14 protein-coding genes are annotated in these 22061 nt (G+C 38.6%); 4 read left to right on the top strand and 10 right to left on the bottom strand.

Annotation, left to right across the window (positions count from 1 at the left end; genetic code table 11):
- Nucleotides 1–8 precede the first annotated feature (8 nt).
- From AC0L3W_RS03880 to AC0L3W_RS03850, 7 genes are all read right to left on the bottom strand, one after another.
- On the bottom strand, nt 9–3821 hold the full coding sequence (locus tag AC0L3W_RS03880) for a tyrosine-type recombinase/integrase (RefSeq protein ID WP_409439629.1): 3813 nt from the start codon (nt 3819–3821) through the stop codon (nt 9–11).
- A complete protein-coding gene (locus tag AC0L3W_RS03875) occupies nt 3818–5074 on the bottom strand; it encodes a tyrosine-type recombinase/integrase (protein WP_409438750.1) in 1257 nt (418 codons plus the stop codon). The genes AC0L3W_RS03880 and AC0L3W_RS03875 overlap by 4 nt, the downstream gene beginning before the upstream one ends.
- A gap of 142 nt (nt 5075–5216) precedes the next feature.
- A complete protein-coding gene (locus AC0L3W_RS03870; RefSeq protein ID WP_409439630.1) occupies nt 5217–5411 on the bottom strand; it encodes a hypothetical protein in 195 nt (64 codons plus the stop codon).
- A gap of 13 nt (nt 5412–5424) precedes the next feature.
- Nucleotides 5425–6555, bottom strand: coding sequence for an ABC transporter permease (locus AC0L3W_RS03865; protein ID WP_290039233.1), 1131 nt, complete (start codon nt 6553–6555; stop codon nt 5425–5427).
- Nucleotides 6548–8080: an ABC transporter ATP-binding protein gene (locus AC0L3W_RS03860; RefSeq protein WP_409439631.1), complete on the bottom strand. Its 1533-nt coding sequence runs from the start codon at nt 8078–8080 to the stop codon at nt 6548–6550. The genes AC0L3W_RS03865 and AC0L3W_RS03860 overlap by 8 nt, the downstream gene beginning before the upstream one ends.
- A 125-nt stretch (nt 8081–8205) precedes the next feature.
- Nucleotides 8206–9162, bottom strand: coding sequence for an isopenicillin N synthase family dioxygenase (locus AC0L3W_RS03855; protein ID WP_290039231.1), 957 nt, complete (start codon nt 9160–9162; stop codon nt 8206–8208).
- Between the two features lie 79 nt (nt 9163–9241).
- Nucleotides 9242–10321 (bottom strand): BMP family ABC transporter substrate-binding protein, encoded by a 1080-nt coding sequence (locus AC0L3W_RS03850; RefSeq protein ID WP_409439632.1) that lies wholly within the window; start codon nt 10319–10321, stop codon nt 9242–9244.
- A gap of 782 nt (nt 10322–11103) precedes the next feature.
- On the opposite strand from AC0L3W_RS03850, the gene AC0L3W_RS03845 reads away from it, so the two are divergent.
- Together AC0L3W_RS03845 and AC0L3W_RS03840 are read left to right on the top strand one after the other, a co-directional pair.
- A complete protein-coding gene (locus tag AC0L3W_RS03845) occupies nt 11104–14391 on the top strand; it encodes a glycoside hydrolase family 3 protein (protein ID WP_409439633.1) in 3288 nt (1095 codons plus the stop codon).
- 164 nt (nt 14392–14555) lie between these two features.
- Nucleotides 14556–15071 (top strand): hypothetical protein, encoded by a 516-nt coding sequence (locus AC0L3W_RS03840; protein ID WP_409439634.1) that lies wholly within the window; start codon nt 14556–14558, stop codon nt 15069–15071.
- A gap of 54 nt (nt 15072–15125) precedes the next feature.
- On the opposite strand, the gene AC0L3W_RS03835 is transcribed toward AC0L3W_RS03840, so the two are convergent.
- Genes AC0L3W_RS03835 through AC0L3W_RS03825 form a run of 3 tightly spaced genes read right to left on the bottom strand, consistent with a single transcriptional unit; the run spans nt 15126 to nt 18554 of the window.
- On the bottom strand, nt 15126–16385 hold the full coding sequence (locus AC0L3W_RS03835) for an ABC transporter substrate-binding protein (protein WP_409439635.1): 1260 nt from the start codon (nt 16383–16385) through the stop codon (nt 15126–15128).
- Nucleotides 16385–17812: an ATP-binding protein gene (locus AC0L3W_RS03830; protein WP_290039226.1), complete on the bottom strand. Its 1428-nt coding sequence runs from the start codon at nt 17810–17812 to the stop codon at nt 16385–16387. Before AC0L3W_RS03830 ends, AC0L3W_RS03835 begins: the two co-directional genes overlap by 1 nt.
- 16 nt (nt 17813–17828) lie before the next feature.
- Nucleotides 17829–18554 (bottom strand): response regulator, encoded by a 726-nt coding sequence (locus tag AC0L3W_RS03825; RefSeq protein ID WP_290039225.1) that lies wholly within the window; start codon nt 18552–18554, stop codon nt 17829–17831.
- 584 nt (nt 18555–19138) lie between these two features.
- Here AC0L3W_RS03825 and AC0L3W_RS03820 point away from each other — a divergent pair.
- Complete coding sequence (locus tag AC0L3W_RS03820; protein ID WP_409439636.1) at nt 19139–20551, top strand: diaminobutyrate--2-oxoglutarate transaminase family protein; 1413 nt, start codon at nt 19139–19141, stop codon at nt 20549–20551.
- Nucleotides 20551–22026, top strand: coding sequence for a pyridoxal phosphate-dependent decarboxylase family protein (locus tag AC0L3W_RS03815; RefSeq protein ID WP_409439637.1), 1476 nt, complete (start codon nt 20551–20553; stop codon nt 22024–22026). Before AC0L3W_RS03820 ends, AC0L3W_RS03815 begins: the two co-directional genes overlap by 1 nt.
- Nucleotides 22027–22061 lie beyond the last annotated feature (35 nt).

The following is a 22061-nucleotide window of genomic DNA, read 5'->3' as shown; positions in this document are numbered from 1 at the left end:
TAACGCCCCTAGTTATCCAATATAGTAGTTTCAATAAATAACGAGTCTTCTTTCGCTTGTATCAAAATATCTTCTTCAAACTCCGAAGTTTCGGGATTCAAAATATCGTCAAGCAGTGAGATATTTTCTAGCACAACGATATGGTAGGGCGTATTGATAACGGTACTACTTTCTAGTGATGCCAAATAGTCTCTTTGCATCGCAAATAGTTCAGGAAGATGCTTCTCTGTCAGCATCACATTGTCACAAGATATGCACTTATTGTATTGAGAACAGGGTTTTCCCTTAACGTACAAAGATGATTTCTTAATAAAGTCGGGTGGATCAAATATGTTTTTGCAGCCCCCTAAAGGGGTTTTCATGATAATCTGATTTTCATCAAATCTACGCGGTTGTTTCTTACTAGAATCCTGTTCTCTTGCGTGAACAGTGTTACTATAAATGTCTTCTATTGCCTTTCTTGCTTTACCTCTTATGACCCTATCAAGTTCTAATTTATCAATGTAACCTATTGTTGTAAAAATGGAAGAGTGTCCTAACATATATTGAATTTCTCTTATTGATACGCCAGCTTCGATTAACTCACTCACGAGGGTGGGTCTGAATCTGGTTGTAGTGAGCGTCAACGGTTCACCATTATCATCTTTTAGCTGATATTCATCGATCAGTTCAGAGTATAATTGAGGCATAGTGTTTTCGGTTATCGTAGTAACTTTCTTGTGAAATGTTATAAAAAGCCTGTTTGATATTTCATCTGGCGCATATTTTCTTGTCTCCAAAGTCAATTGAGTAACTTCATCAAACACCTTTTCAACAAAGTGCTTCTGGCTTATTGTTAGCCATTGCAGATCAGCATGAAATAAGTCTAGATGTAACATTTTTTCCCCTGTTGAACGCTCTTTCCAGTAGGTTAAGCAGGGCTTGTTAGTAAGTGAATGGTGTTCTTGGTAATCATCCAATTCTAGGTCAAGAATGGAATTTAAATTCATACCCAGAACTTGCGCCATTTTTAATATATACACGCCGATATCACGACTTATCACTTTCCGAGTTAACACCCCCCATTCTTTGTAAAGTTCAACTAGAGAAATCCTTCTTGCAGAAACAAAATTTATAAGTTTATTATGTCCTTTTATACGATCTTTTGCTGCCCTTCCCCTAGAGCCATTGTAGGTGATTATACAGTTACAATCATCTTCAAAAATGACCCTTGCTTGGATCTTTGGATCATCAAGATCGGCATTCTTTCTATCTAATTTTTGGTATGGGGCTAGTTTCTTTTTAGCTAACACCATTTCCTGCTCTAGCATTTCGTGTATTTGCTTTCGTTCATTAGGTGAGTATGGCTTATATATTATAGATTCTCTGACGATTTCAAATCCGTCGGCAGGGTAATAACTGAATTCGAAATTTCGAATTTTTTTCAATTTGTTCAACGTCATTCGCAGCGCCGATAATATTGTGGTTGCAGATGATGTCGATAGCGCAGTTTCAGCAATTTTATCGCCTAAATACTCTTTAAAATCTTTCAGAGACCATGAGTTAAAGCTAGCTCTATAACTGCTATCAGGCGAGCCCCCTTTACTTTCTAAGAAGTCACAATAATGCTTGTATCCGATATAGTAATTCATGATTCCTGATTTTGATGTAGCCTTTAAAGATCCAACTGCAAATGCATGCTGCACATCCTTGCAGCCCCCCTTTTTAGAGCTAAAGTCATCAATGGAAACCAGTTTTTTATACCGCAATTTGATAAATGCCAAAAACTTGCTTTCTTCTTTGTTTAAAGCATTTTCTTTACGTATTGCTTCACGTTCTTTAACTGTTTTGTAACAGGTGCTGATGCCTTTGAGTTCAGCAACCTCCCTTGAGAAACGTTGATATTCAGTTTTTAGTAATGGACGTTTCGTTGCTCCATGTTCGGTTGGAATTACGTTACTGAATGCTTCTTGCTTAATTGTATTTCCAAGCATTGGAAGTGCCTGTTTTTCTTCATACGTTAAGCTATTTTTCCATTGAAGGAACATTCTTCGATTATTAAGATCATGACCGACAGCATGACTACTATCTTTGATTTGACGGTATGGAAGTGATACTTCATAATTCAACAGCAGTTGGTTAAGCTGTTTTCTAAGATCAAGCAAAGCAGGCTTATCAAGACTTTTGGATGAGCACGAAAACTTGTTCATCAAGTATGCTTTAGAAACAAGTCCAAATTCCTCAAAGTACCTGTCAGGATCTCCAGCTACCACCTTTGAGTGTAAGACCATATGAGATGTTAGCTCAATATCCCATAACAAGTCTGGATTAGCTTTACATTCAGAGATAAAGCCACACATCAATGTAGCAACCACCTCTTCATCAACATTGAGTAAAACACCTAATGTTTTTAGCTCTGCAACTATCTTCTCGATATCTTCTTTTAAGTGTTTGCGTACTTCGGGATAGTTTATCGGTGCTTCACTAAATAGAAAACGCAAGTCAATTGTGTTTTTTTGGGTTGGGACAGCCTTCTTTTGTTCATCCGTTAAAGACTGCCAGTAATTGAGGAGAAGCTCTCTGTATGCTTCACAATCAAATAAAATATTTAATGATTTAAGCTCTGTATCTATCTTCTTTACATCTTTTTTTAAGTTTTTGCGTATTGTGTAATAGCTTGTCGGTGCATCACTAAATAGATCTCTAAAATCAATTGTGTTGTTTATAGTTGGGACCACCCTCTTTTGAGCATCCGTCAACGACTGCCACCAATTAATCAGACGTTCTCTGTATGCTTCAACATCGGATAAAATACCTAATGCCTTAAGCTCTGCGTCTATCTTCTTGATGTCTTCTTGTAGGTATTGACGTATCGAAGCATATTTTAAAGGTACTCCATCAAATAGATCACGCAAGTCGATAGTGTTGCTTGCGGTTGGGAGCGTCTTTTTTTGTTCATCCGTCAACGCCCCCCACCAATTAATCAAACGTTCTCTGTATGCTTCAACATCGAATAAAACACCTAATGCCTTAAGCTCTGCATCTATCTTCTTGACATATTCTTTTAGGTTTTTACGTATTGTGTAATAGCTTATCGGAGCATCACTAAAAAAATCACGCAAATCAATGGTGTTATTTACGGTTGGAAGCGTCTTTTTTTGTTCATCCGTCAACGCCCCCCACCAATTGAGCAGGCGCTTTCTACATATTTCAACATTGAAGAAAGCACCTAACGCCTTAAGTTCAGCGTCTATCTTATCAATCTCTTCTTTCAGGTATTGACGTATCGCACCATGCCCTATCGGTGCACCATCAAATAGATCACGTAAGTTGATAGTGTTTTTTACGGTTGGAAGCGCCTTTTTTTGTTCATCCGTCAACGCCCCCCACCAATTGAGCAGGCGATCTTTGTATGCTTTAACATCGAATAAAACATCTAATGCCTTAAGCTCTGCGTCTATCTTATTGATATCTTCTTGCAGGTATTGACGTATCGAACCATAGCTTAAAGGTACTCCACCAAATAGATCACGCAAGTCGATGGTGTTATTTACGGTTGGGAGTCCCTTTTTTTGATCATCTGACAACAACTGCCACCAATTAAGCAAACGTTCTCTGTATGCATCAACATCGAACAAAACACCTAACACCTTAAGCTCTGCTTCTATCTTCTTAACATCTTCTTTTAGGTTTCTGCGTATTGTGTAATAGCTTATCGGCGCATCACTAAAGAGATCACGCAGGTCGATGGTGTTGTTTGCGGTTGGGAGCACCATTTTTTGCTCATCCGTCAATGACTGCCACCAATTCAGTAGACGCCTTCTGTATTCCTCATATTTCATTTCACCATTCCTTTCTTAACTCTGGTTCTATCCGTTAGTTTTCTCATCAACAGATATCTTTTGAGTTCCACACCATTGCGATCTACAAATTTTTCCCACACCCCGACTGGTATTTTTGTATACTTTTGTGTTGTGTCTAAAGATTCATGCCCAAGGCACTGTTGCAACAGTAAAAGCCTGTCCAACTTTGTCTTACCTAGATCCTCAGAATTTAGAATCATAGCGCCAAAACCATGTCGAATTTTGTGTGGTGATAGTAGGGCTTTGATTAACCCAAGTTTTAACGCTCTTTTAGATAGCTTTGTTATTAGTTTACTAACAGCCCTTGCAGTATAAGGATTACCTTCTTCATTTAAGAAGGCAGGAACAGGATTGCTTCCCCACTTTCGCTTGTGTTTTTTATATTCGATGCTTGAGTGATATCTTTGAACTCTATTGATAGTCTCTTTTGAAACAACTGTATTTCGGAATTTAGCTTCCCTTCCTCGCCCTTTGTTGCCCTTAATTTCCATTGCGACATATTCGCTAGGTATTTTGAACGTGTATTCATCTTCGATTATACTTTTCCGAGCTACACTCGATAATTGTGAAATTGTTTCTTGGCATATATCTTCTACTTCTTGTCTACGAACACCTGAGTCGAACATGAATTGAATGAGGCTTTTCTCTCTTTCATGATTAGCAACTCGAATCAAGGCTTCAATATCTGTAAAAAGTGCAGGCTTAATTAGCGACTCTTTAGCCCCAACTGTTAGGCTACCATTCTCATAAGGATTTTCTTGTCTAATGAGTTTATAGCCAGAGGGAGGATTACATAGAAAATCAGAGAAGAATCTGCCAAAAGTAGCGTCTCTGTTTGATATTGTTTTTCCACTTATCGGCTGTTTCTTTGTACCATCCTTGTTGTTATCACTTTTACAATAATTAAAATATTTCTGAATTTCAGTTACATGTACAGTCAACAAACAATCGTCTCGTTTCGAACCAATGTGATACTCATCATACGTAGTCAGATATTTAACTAAATAACGTAAGTTGTTTGCGTAGGTTTTTACGGAGTAATCACTATGATCACTTCTGTAGTGGGTAAGAAAGTCGGAGATGAGTGGCAGCAATTCCATTTTATCATTAAAAACCGCCACACCTTCAGCAACAAGTAGAAGTGCGTTTGGATACTCATCAGAATTTTCATGAGCGACAGAGTTTGATGTATCAATATTCTCACCAGAAGATATTACGACTGATTTATCCATCCCCCCCCCGAACTATGCATTAAATTTACTAAAAGACTTATTTAGCTTCATACTGTGCAAGTTTAACATAGCACAATAAAGTCAAGAAAAAGAAGGGGAAAAGGATAGATTCAATTACGAAGTGTGCATTTTGTGACCAGGGTTATAAAAAAAACAAATTACCTGTATAATACGCGCCAGCAAAACCTGCCATTGCGCCCATCAGTACCATCCCTTCTTGTCCTAGATTAAGGACACCTGATTTTTCGGTTACCAGTTCACCTAATGCGATAAGTAATAAAGGCGTTCCTGTTTTCAGTGCAGCAATTAATATTTGTTGAATGAGTTCCATATCCATGTTCCGTTCCTTCCTATTTATTGCTTTCGCTGCTAGAGACTAATTCACTGTCAGCGGATGATGCTAGTACTGGTTTTTCAGGTATTTTTTTAGACGAAAATGATATTTTATAATTAATTAAAAAATCACATGCGAGCATAAAGAACAATAAAATACCTTGAAATAAACCAGTGATAGCCGTCGGTAGACCTAACTCTATCTGTGCTAAGTCGCTGCCCATATACAAACAGCCCATAAATAACGCAGAAATAATAATACCGAAAGGATTTAATCGACCAAGATAAGCCACAATAATTGCTGCATAACCGTAACCAGGTGACACCGATGGGATTAACTGGCCAATGGGCCCTGTAACCTCTGCCGCACCAGCAAAACCTGCTAATGCTCCAGCAAATAACATCACGCCCCATACGACTTTATTACTACTAAAACCAGCGTAACGCGCTGCTGCTTTATCTTCTCCATAAACGCGCACAATAAAGCCTGGCAATGTTTTAAACAAAGCAAGGCCAGTAATAAGTGCAACAATAATAGCAATGACAATACTAATGGAAGCTCGCCCATCTTCTTGAATTAATGGCAACAGGATCGCATCAGCAAACATAGCCGATTCAGGAAAACCAAAACCTTGTGGATCTGCTAAGGGTCCATGCACTGCCCATAACAAAGTATATAAGCCAATGTAATTAAGCATAATGGTGGAAAGAATAATATTGGTTTTGAAAAAACGGTCTAATGCTGTAGGGATAGCAGCCCAAAAAGCACCGGCAATCACCCCTGAAGTCAAGATCAAGATCATCATTCCAACGCCTGCATTTTCACCTGCTTGTATTGCAAAATAACTACTGACCACTGCGCCAATTAATAATTGACCTTCCGCCCCAATATTCCAAACATTAGCGCGAAAACAGATAGCTAATCCGGTCGCACACAACATCAAGGGTGCAGCTTTTACCATTAATTCACCGATATTATAACTATCGCTAAGCGGCATGATCACAAACACTTCAAAGGCTCTTAGTGGACTCACATCTAATAAGATAAACATCAAACTAGACGCTAACATGGTTAAGCAGATCGCAATAAAAGGCGATAACCAAGCCATTAATTTCGCACTTTCTATACGAGGTTGAACATTAAGCATGGTTCGCCTCCTTGTGTTCAATGAAGCCACCAGCGATCCATTTACCTATCTCTTCGATATTCGTATGTTGCGTTTCAACAATCGGTGACAAGCGGCCTTCATACAAAGCGGTTAATCTATCGCAGACCACAAACAATTCATCAATATCTTCCGAGATAATTAAAATAGCCGCTCCTTGATCGCGTAATGCAATTAATTGACGGTGTATAGCACTGGCAGCACCAATATCAACCCCCCAGGTAGGATGAGCACAAATCAATACTGTTGGAGATTGTTGGACTTCTCGCCCAATAATAAATTTTTGTAAATTACCGCCAGATAAACTTTTGGCTTGTGAGTTTTGGTTGTGACATTTGACGTTATTATCAATAATAATCTTCTTGGCCAAGGCTTTTAACTTATTACCCATAATAAAACCTCGCTCAATGATCGAAGCTGTATTTGTTAATAATGTATTATCGGTTAAACTCATTTCAGGTACAGCACCTTGACCGAGACGATCCGCTGGGACATACGCCATACCTAATGCCCTTCTTGCTCCAGCATTTAAGTTACCAATCTGTTGCCCTGCAAAAGTGATACTGGCTTTATCTGCACGTGTATCTTCACCACTTAATGCTTCTAATAAGTCCTCTTGTCCATTACCAGCAACACCTGCAACACCTAATATTTCACCTTTTCTAAGTGTTAAAGAGACATCAGTTAAACCACATCCAAAGGGGTTAGTTGGTGCTAATGTTAATTGCTGTGCAGTAAATATAGAGTCTTCTGTGAGTGTTTTTGGATAGTTTTCAGAAAGTATTGCCTCACTCCCTACCATCATTCTTGCAATCGATTCAGGTGTTTCTTGTGCTGGAATACATTCACCTGTCACTACACCGCCGCGCAAAATAACGGCCCGATCGCATAATTCAGTGACCTCTTTTAATTTATGACTAATAAATAAAACACTGCCACCTTCACTGGCGAGTTTTTTTAATACTCTAAATAAACCAGAGACTTCATGAGGTGTTAATACTGAAGTAGGTTCATCTAAAATAAGTAGCTTTACGTTTTGAATCAAACAACGCAAAATCTCAACGCGTTGACGCTCCCCAATACTCAGACTGTGCACATAGCGGTCAGGGTCAACATGTAGGTCATACTTTTTACTAATATCAATAATCTCTTGGCGCAGATCATCTAGTTGTTGCACAAACTCTTTATCTAAACCCAACTCTATATTTTCTTGAACAGTTAAAGTTTCAAACACAGAAAAATGCTGAAATACCATGCCAATTCCCATGGCACGAGCTTGGTTTGGAGAGTGAATATCGACTTCTCGATTATTCCAAAAAATAGCACCAGTGTCGGGTTGATTGACCCCATAAATCATTTTCACTAAGGTGGACTTACCTGCGCCATTTTCACCTAATAATGCTAATATTTCGCCCTTATTGAGGCTCATATTGACATTGTCATTTGCAATGACACCTGGAAAAATTTTACTCACATTCCATAGTTTGAGTAGGGGAAAATTTGCCATATTATCGTTTGTTCCTTATTGATCTCTCATGCACTATTTTGATCCATTAATGCATGTATTTACCCTTGTCTCCTTGGGCAAATTTTTGCTTAATTACTAACTTTGTTAGCCAAAGTAGATTGCCGCTACTCTATCTCTTCATTACGGTATTCATAAGTATCCGCGAAGCGTGACAAAATCCAATCACCAGCAGTCACATCTTGGTAAACAGGTGCTTCACCAGGTTGTAAGCATGATTCTATTGTTGCCACCGGCGTATCAAAGTTTGGTTCAACAAAGAATGGCATTGAAAAACGCGTTGTTTGAGAAGTTGGACTTGTTACCCTATGTTTGGTTGATTTATAGCAGTCATTGGTCCAACGCTGCATTAAATCACCAATGTTCACCACAAAGCTGTTTTCAACCGGTGTAGCATCTAGCCAATTACCATGGCGATCTTGGACCTGTAATCCACCAATATGATCTTGGTATAACAAGGTAATACAACCATAATCCGTATGTGCTCCAGCACCATTTTGTTGGCCTTGTTGAGGTGGGTAATGAATTAAACGTAAGACACTCACAGGATAACTAAAATGTTGACTAAAAAAGTCAATTGGTAACGATAATGCTAAAGCCATTGCTTTTAAAATTCTTAAGGCAACCTCCATACTCAATTGATATTGTTGTTGCATTAATTGAATAAAGCCATCGACGTTAGGATATTGATTTGGTCCATATAATTGCCCACAACGAGCTACTTGAGGATGATATGGGCTAAGGTCTAAGGCCATATCAAAGGTTTCTTTATGATCACTAGGTCCATTAGGATCTAGTTGTTCAGCACTCACTTGCCCCCACCCACGGTGATTGCTTGAATGCTGAATATTAATTTTTTGTTTAGCAAACTCAGGTAAAGAGAAGAAAGTGTTTGCCATCGACTGTACGTTATCAAACTGCTGTTTAGGAATGCCATGACCTGTCACGTAAAAAAATCCAGTATCACGACATGCTTTATCAATGGCAGTGATCACATCACTCCACTGGCTAATATCATCACTTTGCAGTGCCGTTATATCAATGATGGGTAAGTTTAAGGTCATAGTGTATATCCTAAAATTGGGTATTTAATTGAGCGAGGAAAATTAGTGCTAGCGAACTAGCACTAAGTAAGGAGGCTATTTATTGTGGAATTTTTGCATCGATGCCTTCTACATACCACATCACACCAGCTAACTCTTCATCAGTTAGTGTTTTGCCAGCAGGGATAACTTCATTACCTTGGTTATCCTTCATTGGCCCTGTGAATGGATGGAATTCACCCGATTTAATTTTTGCTTCAGTTTCACTGATGGCTGTTTTAATCTCATCACTCAGATTTGGATTAACAGAGACGATTTGTAAAATCTCTTCTTTGAAACCGCCCCAGTAATCTTCAGGTTTCCAAGTGTTATCCATGATCTTTTGTACGGTATCAATGTAGTAAGGTCCCCAATGATCACGTACCGAGAACATATGCGCAGTAGGTGCAAAGTGGCTCATGTCAGAGGCTTGGCCAACCCCCATTTTACCGCGTTTTTCAGCAGCAATAAGCGGTGCTGGACTATCTGTATGCTGTAAAATCACATCAGCACCTTGATCCATTAAGGCATTTGCTGCATCAGCTTCTTTACCTGGATCGTACCAAGTGCTTACCCAAACAATTTTCATTTTTACATCAGGGTTAACACTTTTAGCGCCTAAATAAACGGCATTGATATCACGAATAACTTCTGGAATTGGGAAAGAGGCAATATAACCCAATACGTTAGACTCTGTTTCCATACCTGCTGCAACACCAGAAACATAACGGCCTTGATAAGTACTTAATAAGTACGTACCCACATTTTTACTGCGTTTGTAACCCGTTGCGTTTTCAAAATGCACTTTAGGGAAACGTTTTGCCACTTTAATGGTTGGATTCATAAATCCAAAAGAGGTCGTGAAGATAACATCATGGCCAGACTTAGCTAACTGAGTGATAACTCGTTCAGCATCAGCACCTTCGGGTACATTCTCAACATAAGTTGTTTCTACTTTACCATCAAAGTGTTTTTCTAACTCTAATCGGCCTTGATCATGTTCATAACTCCAACCGTGGTCGCCCACAGGTCCCACATACACAAACCCCACTTTTAATGGATCATCCGCAGCTTGTGTTGTCGGTAACAAGAACGCGTTAACAGCCAAAGCAGCAACCGTCACTAATTTGTTGAACTTCATAAATAACTCCCTTTTATTTAACATCAAATAACACTTAACTACAGTTAGTTAGCAAAAAGCAGACCAATAAAAACTTAAACGTTAACAATGCCTACCATAGCTAGCTAAACAGTGTTTTAAATAATTTATTTGGATCAGAAATCATTAAAAAAAATTAAAGTTTGTACTCTTTTGGTGCAGTTTCCTGACCATTTGCACAAATTGTAAGATCTAGTTGGAAAATGCTAAACCATTTTAAACATAAGTAATAAATCGTGATTAAAGATCAAATAGAAATGGAATATTCTTGATATTACGTCTTAATTTTTGCAAGACCACTTTTTACTTTGTAACCGAATGATGATTTTTGTTACAAAGTAAAAAGGGCATCAATATAGCCATAACATGACCATCTTTTAGCCTCCAAGATTACCTTGTAAATGAAGTACTAAGCCTTGCTTTAAAAAATTTGATTAACTCTAATGAGTTATCTATTTATTCCCTACTTCCTGCAACTGAAAACCCTATAATTAGATTAAAGGCGTTACAAACTAGTTACCTTTTGTTACATAAAATCAATTACATAAGAGATATTGATCGCTTTTTCACTAGCAGTTTTTCCTATAATGCTCAGCGAATTAAAAATACACAGCAGATAAATTAAAGATAAAACAGAGTCATAAAGCTCATAGGATTTATCTATAAAAGCTGACTTTTTTCATCTTAGGTAACTCAGTTAATCATTCATTTTTTATTGAAGAACTGAGAAAAGGTGTTTTATCAGGAAACTACAAGGAAGATGTATGTATTATAAAAGATCGATTATTTCATGTGTTGTCTCTATGGCATTACTGTCTGGCTGCAATAATGATACGGAAGAAGTTACAAACGACAACGCTATAACAACTGTTGATTCGAAAGTCCCTTATTTTCAAGACTGGCCGAAAATCAATAGTGCCGTCGCCGTTGACCCAAGTATTGAAGCAGCCATAGCCACTATCCTGGAACAAATGACGTTAGCAGAAAAAGTAGGTCAAATGATTCAACCCGATCTCCGTGAAGTGACTGTTGAAGAAGCTAAACAATATAAATTAGGTTCGTTATTAAACGGCGGCGGTGCTTGGCCTAATGATGATAAATATGCAACCGCAGCAGATTGGGCAGAAAAAGCAGACGAATATTATGATGCATTAGCAGAAGCCTACGAAGATAGACCTTTTAAGATTCCTTTTATGTGGGCAACCGATGCGGTTCACGGCCATAACAATGTTTACCGTGCAACAGTCTTCCCGCATAACATTGGCTTAGGCGCGGCCAATAATCCTGAATTAATCTATGAAATTGGTATCGCCACCGCACAAGAAATTGTAGCAACTGGCCTAGATTGGACCTTCGCGCCTACTGTAGCGGCACCTCGTGATTATCGCTGGGGTCGAGTGTATGAAGGCTACTCAGAAGATCCTGAGATTATTTACCAATTTGCAGGACAAATGGTAGCTGGCCTTCAAGGTGGATCGGAAGGATTAAAAGGTCAAACCAATGTTATCTCTAATGTAAAACATTGGGTCGGAGATGGTGGAACCTTCGATGGTGAAGACCGTGGTGAGAATCATTATAGCGAAGAGTACCTTCGTAATATCCACGCGACAGGCTATTTCGCTGGGTTAGATGCTGGCGCTCAAGTCGTCATGAGCTCTTTTAATTCGTGGCACAACCAAGCCAATTATGACCAAACAGAAAGCGGTGAGTACAATTATAAACTGCACGGTAGTAAATATTTATTGAATGATATCTTAAAAGATAAAATGGGCTTTGATGGGATTATTGTTACTGACTGGAATGGTCAACAAGAGATCACTGGTTGCACTGCATCTAATTGTCCTGAAGCGGTGAATGCAGGTAACGATGTATTCATGGTTACTTCAAGAAGTGATTGGCAAGCTTTCTACAGCAATGTGATTGACCAAGTCAATGATGGCACCATAGCCATTGAACGTATTAATGATGCAGTTACTCGTATTTTACGTGTCAAAATGCGTGCAGACCTTTGGAATAAACCTAAACCATCACAACGAGAACTCGCTGGAGATGCTGATATCTTAGGCTCTGATGCACACAGAGCTTTAGCACGACAAGCAGTGAGTGAATCACTAGTATTACTTAAAAACAAAGATAATATTTTACCATTAAGCAAGGAAGCAAGTTACATAGTAACCGGTAGCGCAGCCAATGATATTCAAAAGCAAACCGGTGGTTGGAGCTTAACTTGGCAAGGTACTGAAAACACCATTGAAGATGACTTTCCTGGTTCAACAACGTTATTAATGGCTTTTCAAGATGTAGTCGGGACGGAACAAGTCTTTACAAATGCTTCAGAAGCGCCAGAGGATGCAATTGCTATCGTCGTCATTGGTGAAGATCCTTATGCAGAAATGTTTGGTGATATTAAATCTACACAAACCTTAGCGTTTTCTTCATTAGATGCAACCTATGCAGCTGACCTTGCAACAGTGCAAGAGATGAAAGAAGCGGGTCATAAAGTGGTAACTGTATTCTATTCTGGTCGCCCTTTGTACGTAAATGAAGAGATCAATGCGTCGGATGCATTTATTGCTGCTTGGTTACCTGGCACAGAGGCAGGCGGCATCACCGATGTGTTATTTGCTAATAACGGCATGGATTTTACAGGTCGCCTCTCCTACTCATGGCCAATGACCGTGTGTTCAACCACTATTAATCGTCATGCACCGAATATTGCCGATTACAGCACACCAGTAGATGGCACAACAGGCATATTGATTGAGCAAGATATTGAAGGAGAGCATAAACCACTGTTTCCTTACGGCTATGGCTTAGCTTATGCGTCAATTGAAACACAATCAGTTACTACTGATTTAGACAATATCGAACTTGATGAACGAGATTATGGTTGTGGTCAATCGGAGCCAGACACGGATACAGCAACCGTCAATTTAGAGATATACGGCCGAGAATCTTCTGGTGAATTCACCGCTCGTATTAGTGGTGAAGCAAATGGATGGGCTGGAGTAGAAGTATCAAATGGCTCTGAAACAACCATTGGCTCGATCACTACCACCCCAATTAACTACTTACATCAACAAGATGCAATCCATGTTAGCTTTAGTGGGGAATCACCTGCTCAAGTGTATTTACAGACCAGCGATACCAATGGTATTGATAAATACAGTTACGTTAATGCCGATGCAACTCTGCAATTTGATATCGATATGAAAACAGCTGCTCCAGAAAGTCTTATCCTGTCCACACATTGTGAGTGGCCATGTTTAGGTGAAGTGGCAATCAATAAAGCTTTACCCGAAGCAAGCACTGCAAATGAAAGTAACTGGACAACCATCAAAGTGCCATTATCTTGCTTAGTGGACGAAGGTATGGACTTCTCAATAGTAAATACACCTTTCCTATTATATTCAACAGAAGCCGTTGAGTTTAACTTAGGTGAGATTCGTTACGTCCCAAGTAGCATAGATACTGCCGCAGACGCAATCAGCTGTGACGCATTACAAGAAGATGCGTTACCTCCATTGGACAGTAATGAAGTTACTGTCCAAGATACTTGGCTTAACCTAAGTACATACCAAACCACTACAGATGATTGGTCTACTATCGAAGGACACGTCACCTATAGTGAAGAAACCGTCAATGATGAAACCATATTATCCATTGTTTACAATGCCACTAGCCCTGAAAGCTATAAAGGTATTGTTAATATTGAGGGCGATGCGCAAAACCTATCAAACTATGTAGAAGGGACATTAACATTTGATTTATTTATTGAAAATTACGGCGAACCAGCAAATGATGGAGAAACCGCCACGGAGGGATTAGTGATCAAAATGGAATCTGAAAATGGGGTAGGCAATGATTACCTACTACCAAAAGCCAACTATGCTGCAGGTGAATGGCATACTGTTACCACTAATATTAATGATTTAAATACCGGCAGTTTGGATATAACCACTGTCAATAAACCATTGGCATTACTCGCTTCTTGGGGTTCTTCTCAAGCTGGATTTAGCTTTAAAGTAAAAAACATTCAACTAGCGAAATAATTCAAAGTTAGTTGTACTCACCTTTAAAGTACTAGCAAATCTGTCGGTACTTTAAAGGTTTCTCTAGTTATCCTTCTCTCCCTTTGCTGCAGGCTTTACTTAAACTGATCTTAGTCACCTTCATAAACGTAATATTTAGTAGCCATTTTTAAAGGATTAAAATTATGTTTAAACATTTATTATCTGCACTAATATTATGCATCACCTCTGTCGGTGCATTCGCTAATATTCAAATCCAATTTCGCGATGGCGCGCCAAAAGATAAATTTTCAATCAGTAATAATAGCAAATGTAACATACAAGAGATGGCTTTAAATATTGACTTAACTAATAGCGTAGGACGTTTAATTTTTGATACCACTGCATCAGGTCAAGGTGTAGAAGTTTTTCAACCCTTTGAAGTGACATCGGGTAATATCTCTCTGCATTCTGGCAATAAAGTGAACGATGGTGATAAACAACTGCCTTTGTGGGTATCGATGAATGCCAATGAAGTTCTTAGTTTTACCATTGATGTTGATGACACATTAAGCAACAGTGAACTAGGTAACATTCGTGTGACTAGTTCAGAAATTGCACAAGGTAATGTCAGTGCAACAATTAAGGGAAATGAAACAATTCGGGCGACGTTTGATAACAATGGTAAAGCAGTACTAACCCTAGCCGGCTGCCCTGCTTAAGTATCATTTTATTACTGACTTCCACTCTGCCACAACCGAAGCCTATCAACCTATTTATTTAGAAGTTAAGGCTTTCACCATTACATCTAATTGTTGCACAGCTTCTTCTGCACTCAGTGATTCACTATTGAAGTAATCACTGATCAACTGAATGATTTGTCCCTGTTGATGACTACTGGTTGCCATATTTTGAGTGAATGATGGTACTTTTGTCTTATGGTCAAAATCATAGGCTGATTGTTTTGAGCAGCTATCAAAACGGTTTAAATCAACATTTTGACGTGCAGGAATAGATCCCTTTGCCACACTAAAATCTATTTGAAACTCCGGTGATATTAATGTGTCAACAAAGATTTTTTGGTTAGCCTGCTCGATATCCGTATTAACCTTTTTGAACAAAACAAAACTATCAATATTATAACTAAAGACCCCATCCGTACCCGGTGCTGGCACACAACGATAATCTTTCAGCGCTTCTTTGCCCGCGGCTGTCCAACTGCCTTTAACCCAATCCCCCATAAAGAACATAGCCGCTTGATCATTGATAAAGGATTGAGAAGCCCAAAACCAATCTTGCCCCTGTTGAGCAATGGACGTATAACGATGTAATCGTTTGAATAGCTTGAATGCATCAACCATAGCAACTGAGTTAATCACGTTATTATCAAAGTGAACAAAGGCTTTGATGTAGTTTTCTGGGCCTAATACAGAAATTGCCACAGACTCAAATAATAAAGCATCCTGCCAAGGTGTACCTCCCATCGATAAGGGTTTTACCCCTTTAGCTTGGATAAAATCAGCCACGGCAAAAAATTGTTTCCAAGTAGTGGGTGCTGCTAACCCAAAACGCTTAAAAATCTTTGTATTTAACCATAACCAATTCACACGATGAATGTTAATGGGCACGCCCATATATTCATGGTCTACCGAGACATGATCAATAACGACTTCAGGCAAAAAGTTAGTCCAAGCTCGTGTGTCCACCAGTTTATCAATGGACACTAACATGCTTAATTTATTCCACTCTGTAATATCTGGGCCTTTAATTTGTGCGGCTTCAGGTGGCGTGCCTGATAAAGCGCGCATTTGTAACACATGAATCGCACCGTCACCTCCACCGCCAACAATCGCAAAATCTTCAAACTCAATATCGTTCACTTTAAGATGATCAACTAACACCTGTTTTGATTGCAACTCTCCAGGCTCAGTCCACCAGTGTAAGACTTCAAAAGGTGCAGCACTTACTGTAGTACTTAAAACAAAAGCACTAATACAAGCAAATGAAGAAACAGAAATTAAGTTTTTTTTGTTCATTAGCATGCTCTCGGTAAAATAACACATACAGCTAAGCCACCCTGTGGATGATTAAACAAATGAATTTCCCCTCCGTGTGCTTGGATTATATTACGAGCAATACCTAAGCCTAAACCATGCCCTTGTTTATCATTGTGTAAACGAACATAAGGGGTAAAGATTGAACTTAAATCTGATTCAGCAATACCAGGGCCCTGATCTCTCACTGTAATGACTAATGAATGAGCAGAGTCTTTAACAAACACATCCACTTTTCCGCCATATTTCACGCCATTATCGATGACATTAGATAACGCTCTTTTTAGTGCATGAGGTTTTCCTCGAAACGTATCCTTGGTATTAATATGCAATCGAATCAAATCTTTTTGTGTACCGACGATCTGTTTTAATAGCTTATCAATATTAATATTGTCGATGTTTTCATGAATATTGGTATCTTTCACTGTTTGTAATGCCGCTTTAACCAGCATTTCTAGGTCTTCTAAGTCAACATTAAAAGCATCCGTTTGTTTTTCATCTTCTAATAATTCTGCGCGTAAACGTAAACGGGTGATTGGTGTTTTTAAATCATGGGAGATTGAACGAAATACCTCTTCCCTATCTTTGATATAACTTTGTAGCTTTTGCTGCATATGATTAAAGGCACGTGTAGCCGCAACAATTTCCGTCGCCCCTTGTTCTACTAAAGGTGGCTTAGTGAAATCAATACTAAACTCCCCAACCGCCGACGCTAAATTCTTTAATGGCTGTGTTTGCCAATAAAAGATCAGATAGATAAAAGTTAATAGAATAAAAGTAGTAACCGTAATTGACACAAACTGCTGTGTTGAGATTGGAGAAGGATCATCTAATAGATACGGAGGCGGTAATACAGCTGCTAGATATAACCATTCGTTTTCACCTAACTCCATTTGCAACACCAAAATTGGCGGGCTTACCGACGGAATCATTAAACTATAGGCACCCCAAGATGGCGGTAAATCTTTGAGTAGAATATTATTATTAATAACATGTAGGTCATCTGGGCTAGAAAACTCTAAATACAAGGTTCTATGTTCTCCCAACTTCTTCTGCACAATGCTCTTCATATCCCTTAGCACTTGCTGTTTTAAATCACTGTCGTTAATAGGATTAATATCGATCATCTTTTTATTTAAAGACACAAAGAAACGAGAGCCACCTAGGTCGCGAAGTTGCTCTAAAACCAAGTGGCGATAACTATTGGGTAATTTTTGAAAAAAGGAAATAGTACTCACTGCGCTATTGGCTAAGTTTTGGGCATTGGCTATCACCGCATTTTTCTCAGTATCAGCAATTTGCGTTACCCAAAATAGACTGGTCAAGCTTTGTGCCAAAACCACCGAAACAATGGTCAGTAACAGCATTCGCGAGATCAAGGATCCAAATAGTTTTCTAATATAGGCCATGTTTTACCAAGTATGATTATTCTATGAGTGGTTGTATTTCTGCAATGAAAACATAACCAGCGCCGCGTACTGTCTTAATAATTTGCGGGTGCTTTGCATCGTCACCTAAATTTTGGCGCAAACGACTTAAATGGACATCAATAGCGCGTTCATTAGAGAAAGCATCTCGGCCATGTAAGGTTTGGCAAATTTTATCTCTGGAAATAGCTTGATTTGGGTTTTCTAAAAATAACATTAACAATTGAAAATCCGCGCCAGTTAGCGGCAAACTCTCGCCATTCTCATGTAATAAGGTTTGTTGTAATGCATCCAGTTTCCATTGTGCAAACTTTATAAAGCGAGGCTTCACTGAATCAATCGCCGCTTTATGGAATGCACTTCTACGTAATAAAGCTTTGATACGTGCCAGTAATTCACGTGGGCTAAATGGTTTAGCCATATAATCATCTGCACCAATTTCTAACCCTAACACTCGGTCCACTTCATCGGAGTTAGCAGTCAACATAATAATAGGTACATTGGAGGTTTGACGAACACGTTGACATAAAACAAAGCCATCATCACCGGGCATCATAATATCTAATACAATCAAGTCAGGTTGATGTACAGCTAACTGTTTTTCCATCTCAATGCCGTCTTCAGCCGAGATAACTGAAAACCCAACTTTACTTAAATACTCCGATAATAACTCCCGGATTGTTTTATCGTCATCGACCACTAAAATTTGTTTACTGTTTGACACATGAACTCGCTTATTACAGAAAAATTTGATAATAAAAATATGACCAAAAGGAGAACCATTTTAAACTAAACAAGCAATTGCAAACAATAAACCGCAGAGTTTTGTTGTAGAGTATTGATTCACCCCTCAAAAACACAACAAAATCACTAAAAAAGCACACAAATAAAAAGTCTATTATTCAAGCAATATATAAGTTAACCTATTTAATATCAACAACATAAAAACATGGACAATTTTAATTTAAATAAACCTGTTTTTTAAGCTTGCACTGGCTAAAAACGATGATAAAATGCGCGCGTTTTCAAATTCAACTCAAATTATTTTAACGATTAACTATTAAACGGAGGCCTATACAATGCAAACACTTAACATTGACTCATCTAGATCTCTGAATCGTTATTTTAACCCCCAAAAACAATACTCATTACAACATCGAGAACGTACAGTCGAACCTTGAGCAATTAGCCTTAAGCACTGTAAATCCGTACCGAATATTTGTAATTAATTTATTGCTATACCCTATTTACTCAATTTATTTTCATAAATTGATGTATTTTAATTTTTCCAATTTAGTGGAGCGTAAAATGCCAAACGTCCTAAATTTAGCACCAGAATGTCACTCTTTAAACGATTCAGAAGTACCTGTTGTCACTTCACCATATGACTTAACACCCGATGAAGTGTTATTAAGTCAAGAACACTATGAATCTGAAGTGCGTTCATACCCACGTCGTTTACCAATTGCGATAAAAAGTAGTCGTGGTGCGATCGTAGAGGATACTAAAGGTCAAGTGTATTTAGACTGTTTAGCATGTGCAGGTGCATTACCATTAGGTTACAACCACAGCGAAATTAACCAAGTATTGATTAATCAAATCAACATGGGTGTACCTTACCAAACATTAGATTTAACCACGCCAAGTAAAGATGCATTCATTAAAGCTGTTATGCAGTTTTTACCGGCTAATTTCGCTAAAACAGCACGTATTCAATTTTGTGGCCCATCTGGTGCCGATGCTGTTGAAGCTTCAATTAAATTAGCGAAGTTATACACTAAGCGTAATACGATGATGTCGTTCCAAGGTGCCTACCACGGAATGACTAACGGCTCATTAGCGTTAACCGGTAACTTAGGTTCTAAGAGTCGTCGTACAGGCTTAATGTCTGACGTACACTTTATGCCATTCCCTTACAATTTCCGTTGTAAATTTGGCTTAGGTGGTGAAGAAGGTGCAAAACAAAGCATTCGTTACATTGAATCAGTCTTATGCGATGACGAGTCAGGTATCACTAAACCTGCAGCAATTATTGTTGAACCAATCCAAGGTGAAGGCGGCGTAATACCTGCTCCTAAAAAATGGTTACAAGAACTGCGTCGTATTACTACAGAACACGGCATTTTACTGATTTTTGATGAAGTTCAATGTGGTATTGGCCGTAGTGGTGATCATTTCGCTTTTGAAGAGTCTGGTATTGAACCTGATATTCTTATTCTATCTAAAGCAATTGGTGGTGGTATGCCAATGTCGATTATTCTTTATCATGAGAAATTCGATTGCTGGAATGCAGGTGAGCACACAGGTACATTCCGTGGTAACCAATTAGCAATGGCAAGTGGCGCTAAAACATTAGAAATTATCCAACGCGATAATTTAGCAGATAATGCCGCGAAACGAGGTGAACAACTTCGTGAAGGTTTACGCCGTGTTCAAGCAAACTTCCCACACATTGGTGAAGTACGTGGTCGTGGTTTAATGAATGGTATTGAAATTATTAAACCAGGCGAAATGAATGCTCTAGGACAAGCAGAAGCGGATCCTAAATTAGCAATTGCTATCCAACGTGCAGCCTTAGAGTTAGGTTTGATTATCGAGAAAGGTGGACGTCAAGGCGCCGTATTACGTTTCCTACCACCATTAGTGATAAGTGAAATACAGATTAACTTTGTAATTGAAACGATTGAAAAAGCAATCAAAATTGCAGTGGAAGCACAATAATGACAGCAACCAGTAACTGGTCAGAATATTTTGCTCAGCTTGGTGAAAACCAAGCTTTTGAGCAAGCAACTGCACAGACTAAAGCAGCTATTGATGGCTTATTTCAACATGCAACTAAGCCGTACTCTGGTCTTGAGCCTAGATTATTAAAACAGCAACTTGATGCCGTAGATTTTTCAAAACCATCGCCGTTAGCTGAGGTGATCAACACCACTAACGAGTTGATCGCTAAAAATTCATTATTGGTACAACACCCGCATACCATTGCGCACTTACATACGCCGCCTTTAATCGCGTCGATTGTAGCTGAGCACTTTATTGCCGCGTTAAATCAATCAATGGACTCATGGGATCAAGCTCCTGCGGCCACTTTTGTTGAACAACAAATGGTAGATTGGTTATGTGAAACTTACCAACTTGGTCAGCGTGCCGATGGAGTTTTCACTAGCGGTGGCACACAAAGTAACTTAATGGGTTTATTATTAGCGCGAGATTGGTTTTCGTACCAACAGTCACAGCATGATGTTCAACAAGATGGTTTGCCTGATTACGCACAAAAAATGCGAATTATATGCTCTGATAAAAGTCATTTCACAGTGCAAAAATCAGCCTCGTTAATGGGCTTAGGTGAACGCAGTGTAGTATTAGTTAAAACTAATGTGCAAGGGCAAATTGATGTTGATGAATTACAATTAACCATTGATGCATTAAAAGCTCAAGATTTACTACCATTTGCTGTAGTAGCTATGGCGGGAACCACTGATCATGGTGCAATCGATGACTTACAGGCTGTGGTTGATATCGCACGTAATGCAGGTTGTTGGTCACATGTAGATGGTGCTTATGGAGCGGCGTTACAATTAAGCGAAAAACATAAAGATCGCCTTAAAGGTATTGAACTTGCAGATTCTGTGAGTGTTGATTTCCATAAACTGTTTTATCAAACAATCAGTTGTGGTGCTTTATTGATTAAAGATAAAGCTAACTTCAATACCCTTTTACATCACGCTGATTATTTAAATCGCGAAGGTGACGAATTGCCTAACTTGGTGGATAAAAGTATTGCAACCACTAAACGTTTTGATGCATTAAAAATGTTTATGACATTAAAAGCAGTCGGCGTGAAACAGTTTGGTGAATTTTACGATCACCTACTCTTTTTAACACAAGATGTGGCAAATAAGATCAATCAAAATCCGCATTTTGAATTATGCTGTACGCCATTACTGTCAACGGTATTGTTTCGCTTATCAGGTAAAATCCAAGGAGAGCTTAATGATGTCGCGTTTAATAAATTACATCAAACTTTACGTTTACAACTATTAACTAGCGGTGAAGCGGTTATTGCTGAAACCAAAGTTGATGGTCAATTAGTGCTTAAATTTACGTTATTAAACCCATGTTTAACCAGCGCAGATTTTGATTCATTAATCACTAAGATTGAAACCACTGCTTTGCGGTTAATCAATCAGTAAAAAATTAAAAGTCGTTTTAATACAACAACAGACTA

The sequence above is a fragment of the Psychromonas sp. KJ10-5 genome (genome assembly GCF_055808325.1).
The sequence above is the reverse complement of the archived record's forward strand: the minus strand, read 5'-3'. Positions and strand labels throughout refer to the sequence as shown.

Excerpts from the sequence above, each read along its gene's own strand:
- AC0L3W_RS03880 (WP_409439629.1), bottom strand. The coding sequence starts at position 3,821 with ATGAAATATGAGGAATACAGAAGGCGTCTACTGAATTGGTGGCAGTCA.
- AC0L3W_RS03875 (WP_409438750.1), bottom strand. The coding sequence starts at position 5,074 with ATGGATAAATCAGTCGTAATATCTTCTGGTGAGAATATTGATACATCA.
- AC0L3W_RS03870 (WP_409439630.1), bottom strand. The coding sequence starts at position 5,411 with ATGGATATGGAACTCATTCAACAAATATTAATTGCTGCACTGAAAACA.
- AC0L3W_RS03865 (WP_290039233.1), bottom strand. The coding sequence starts at position 6,555 with ATGCTTAATGTTCAACCTCGTATAGAAAGTGCGAAATTAATGGCTTGG.
- AC0L3W_RS03860 (WP_409439631.1), bottom strand. The coding sequence starts at position 8,080 with ATGGCAAATTTTCCCCTACTCAAACTATGGAATGTGAGTAAAATTTTT.
- AC0L3W_RS03855 (WP_290039231.1), bottom strand. The coding sequence starts at position 9,162 with ATGACCTTAAACTTACCCATCATTGATATAACGGCACTGCAAAGTGAT.
- AC0L3W_RS03850 (WP_409439632.1), bottom strand. The coding sequence starts at position 10,321 with ATGAAGTTCAACAAATTAGTGACGGTTGCTGCTTTGGCTGTTAACGCG.
- AC0L3W_RS03845 (WP_409439633.1), top strand. The coding sequence starts at position 11,104 with ATGTATTATAAAAGATCGATTATTTCATGTGTTGTCTCTATGGCATTA.
- AC0L3W_RS03840 (WP_409439634.1), top strand. The coding sequence starts at position 14,556 with ATGTTTAAACATTTATTATCTGCACTAATATTATGCATCACCTCTGTC.
- AC0L3W_RS03835 (WP_409439635.1), bottom strand. The coding sequence starts at position 16,385 with ATGAACAAAAAAAACTTAATTTCTGTTTCTTCATTTGCTTGTATTAGT.
- AC0L3W_RS03830 (WP_290039226.1), bottom strand. The coding sequence starts at position 17,812 with ATGGCCTATATTAGAAAACTATTTGGATCCTTGATCTCGCGAATGCTG.
- AC0L3W_RS03820 (WP_409439636.1), top strand. The coding sequence starts at position 19,139 with ATGCCAAACGTCCTAAATTTAGCACCAGAATGTCACTCTTTAAACGAT.
- AC0L3W_RS03815 (WP_409439637.1), top strand. The coding sequence starts at position 20,551 with ATGACAGCAACCAGTAACTGGTCAGAATATTTTGCTCAGCTTGGTGAA.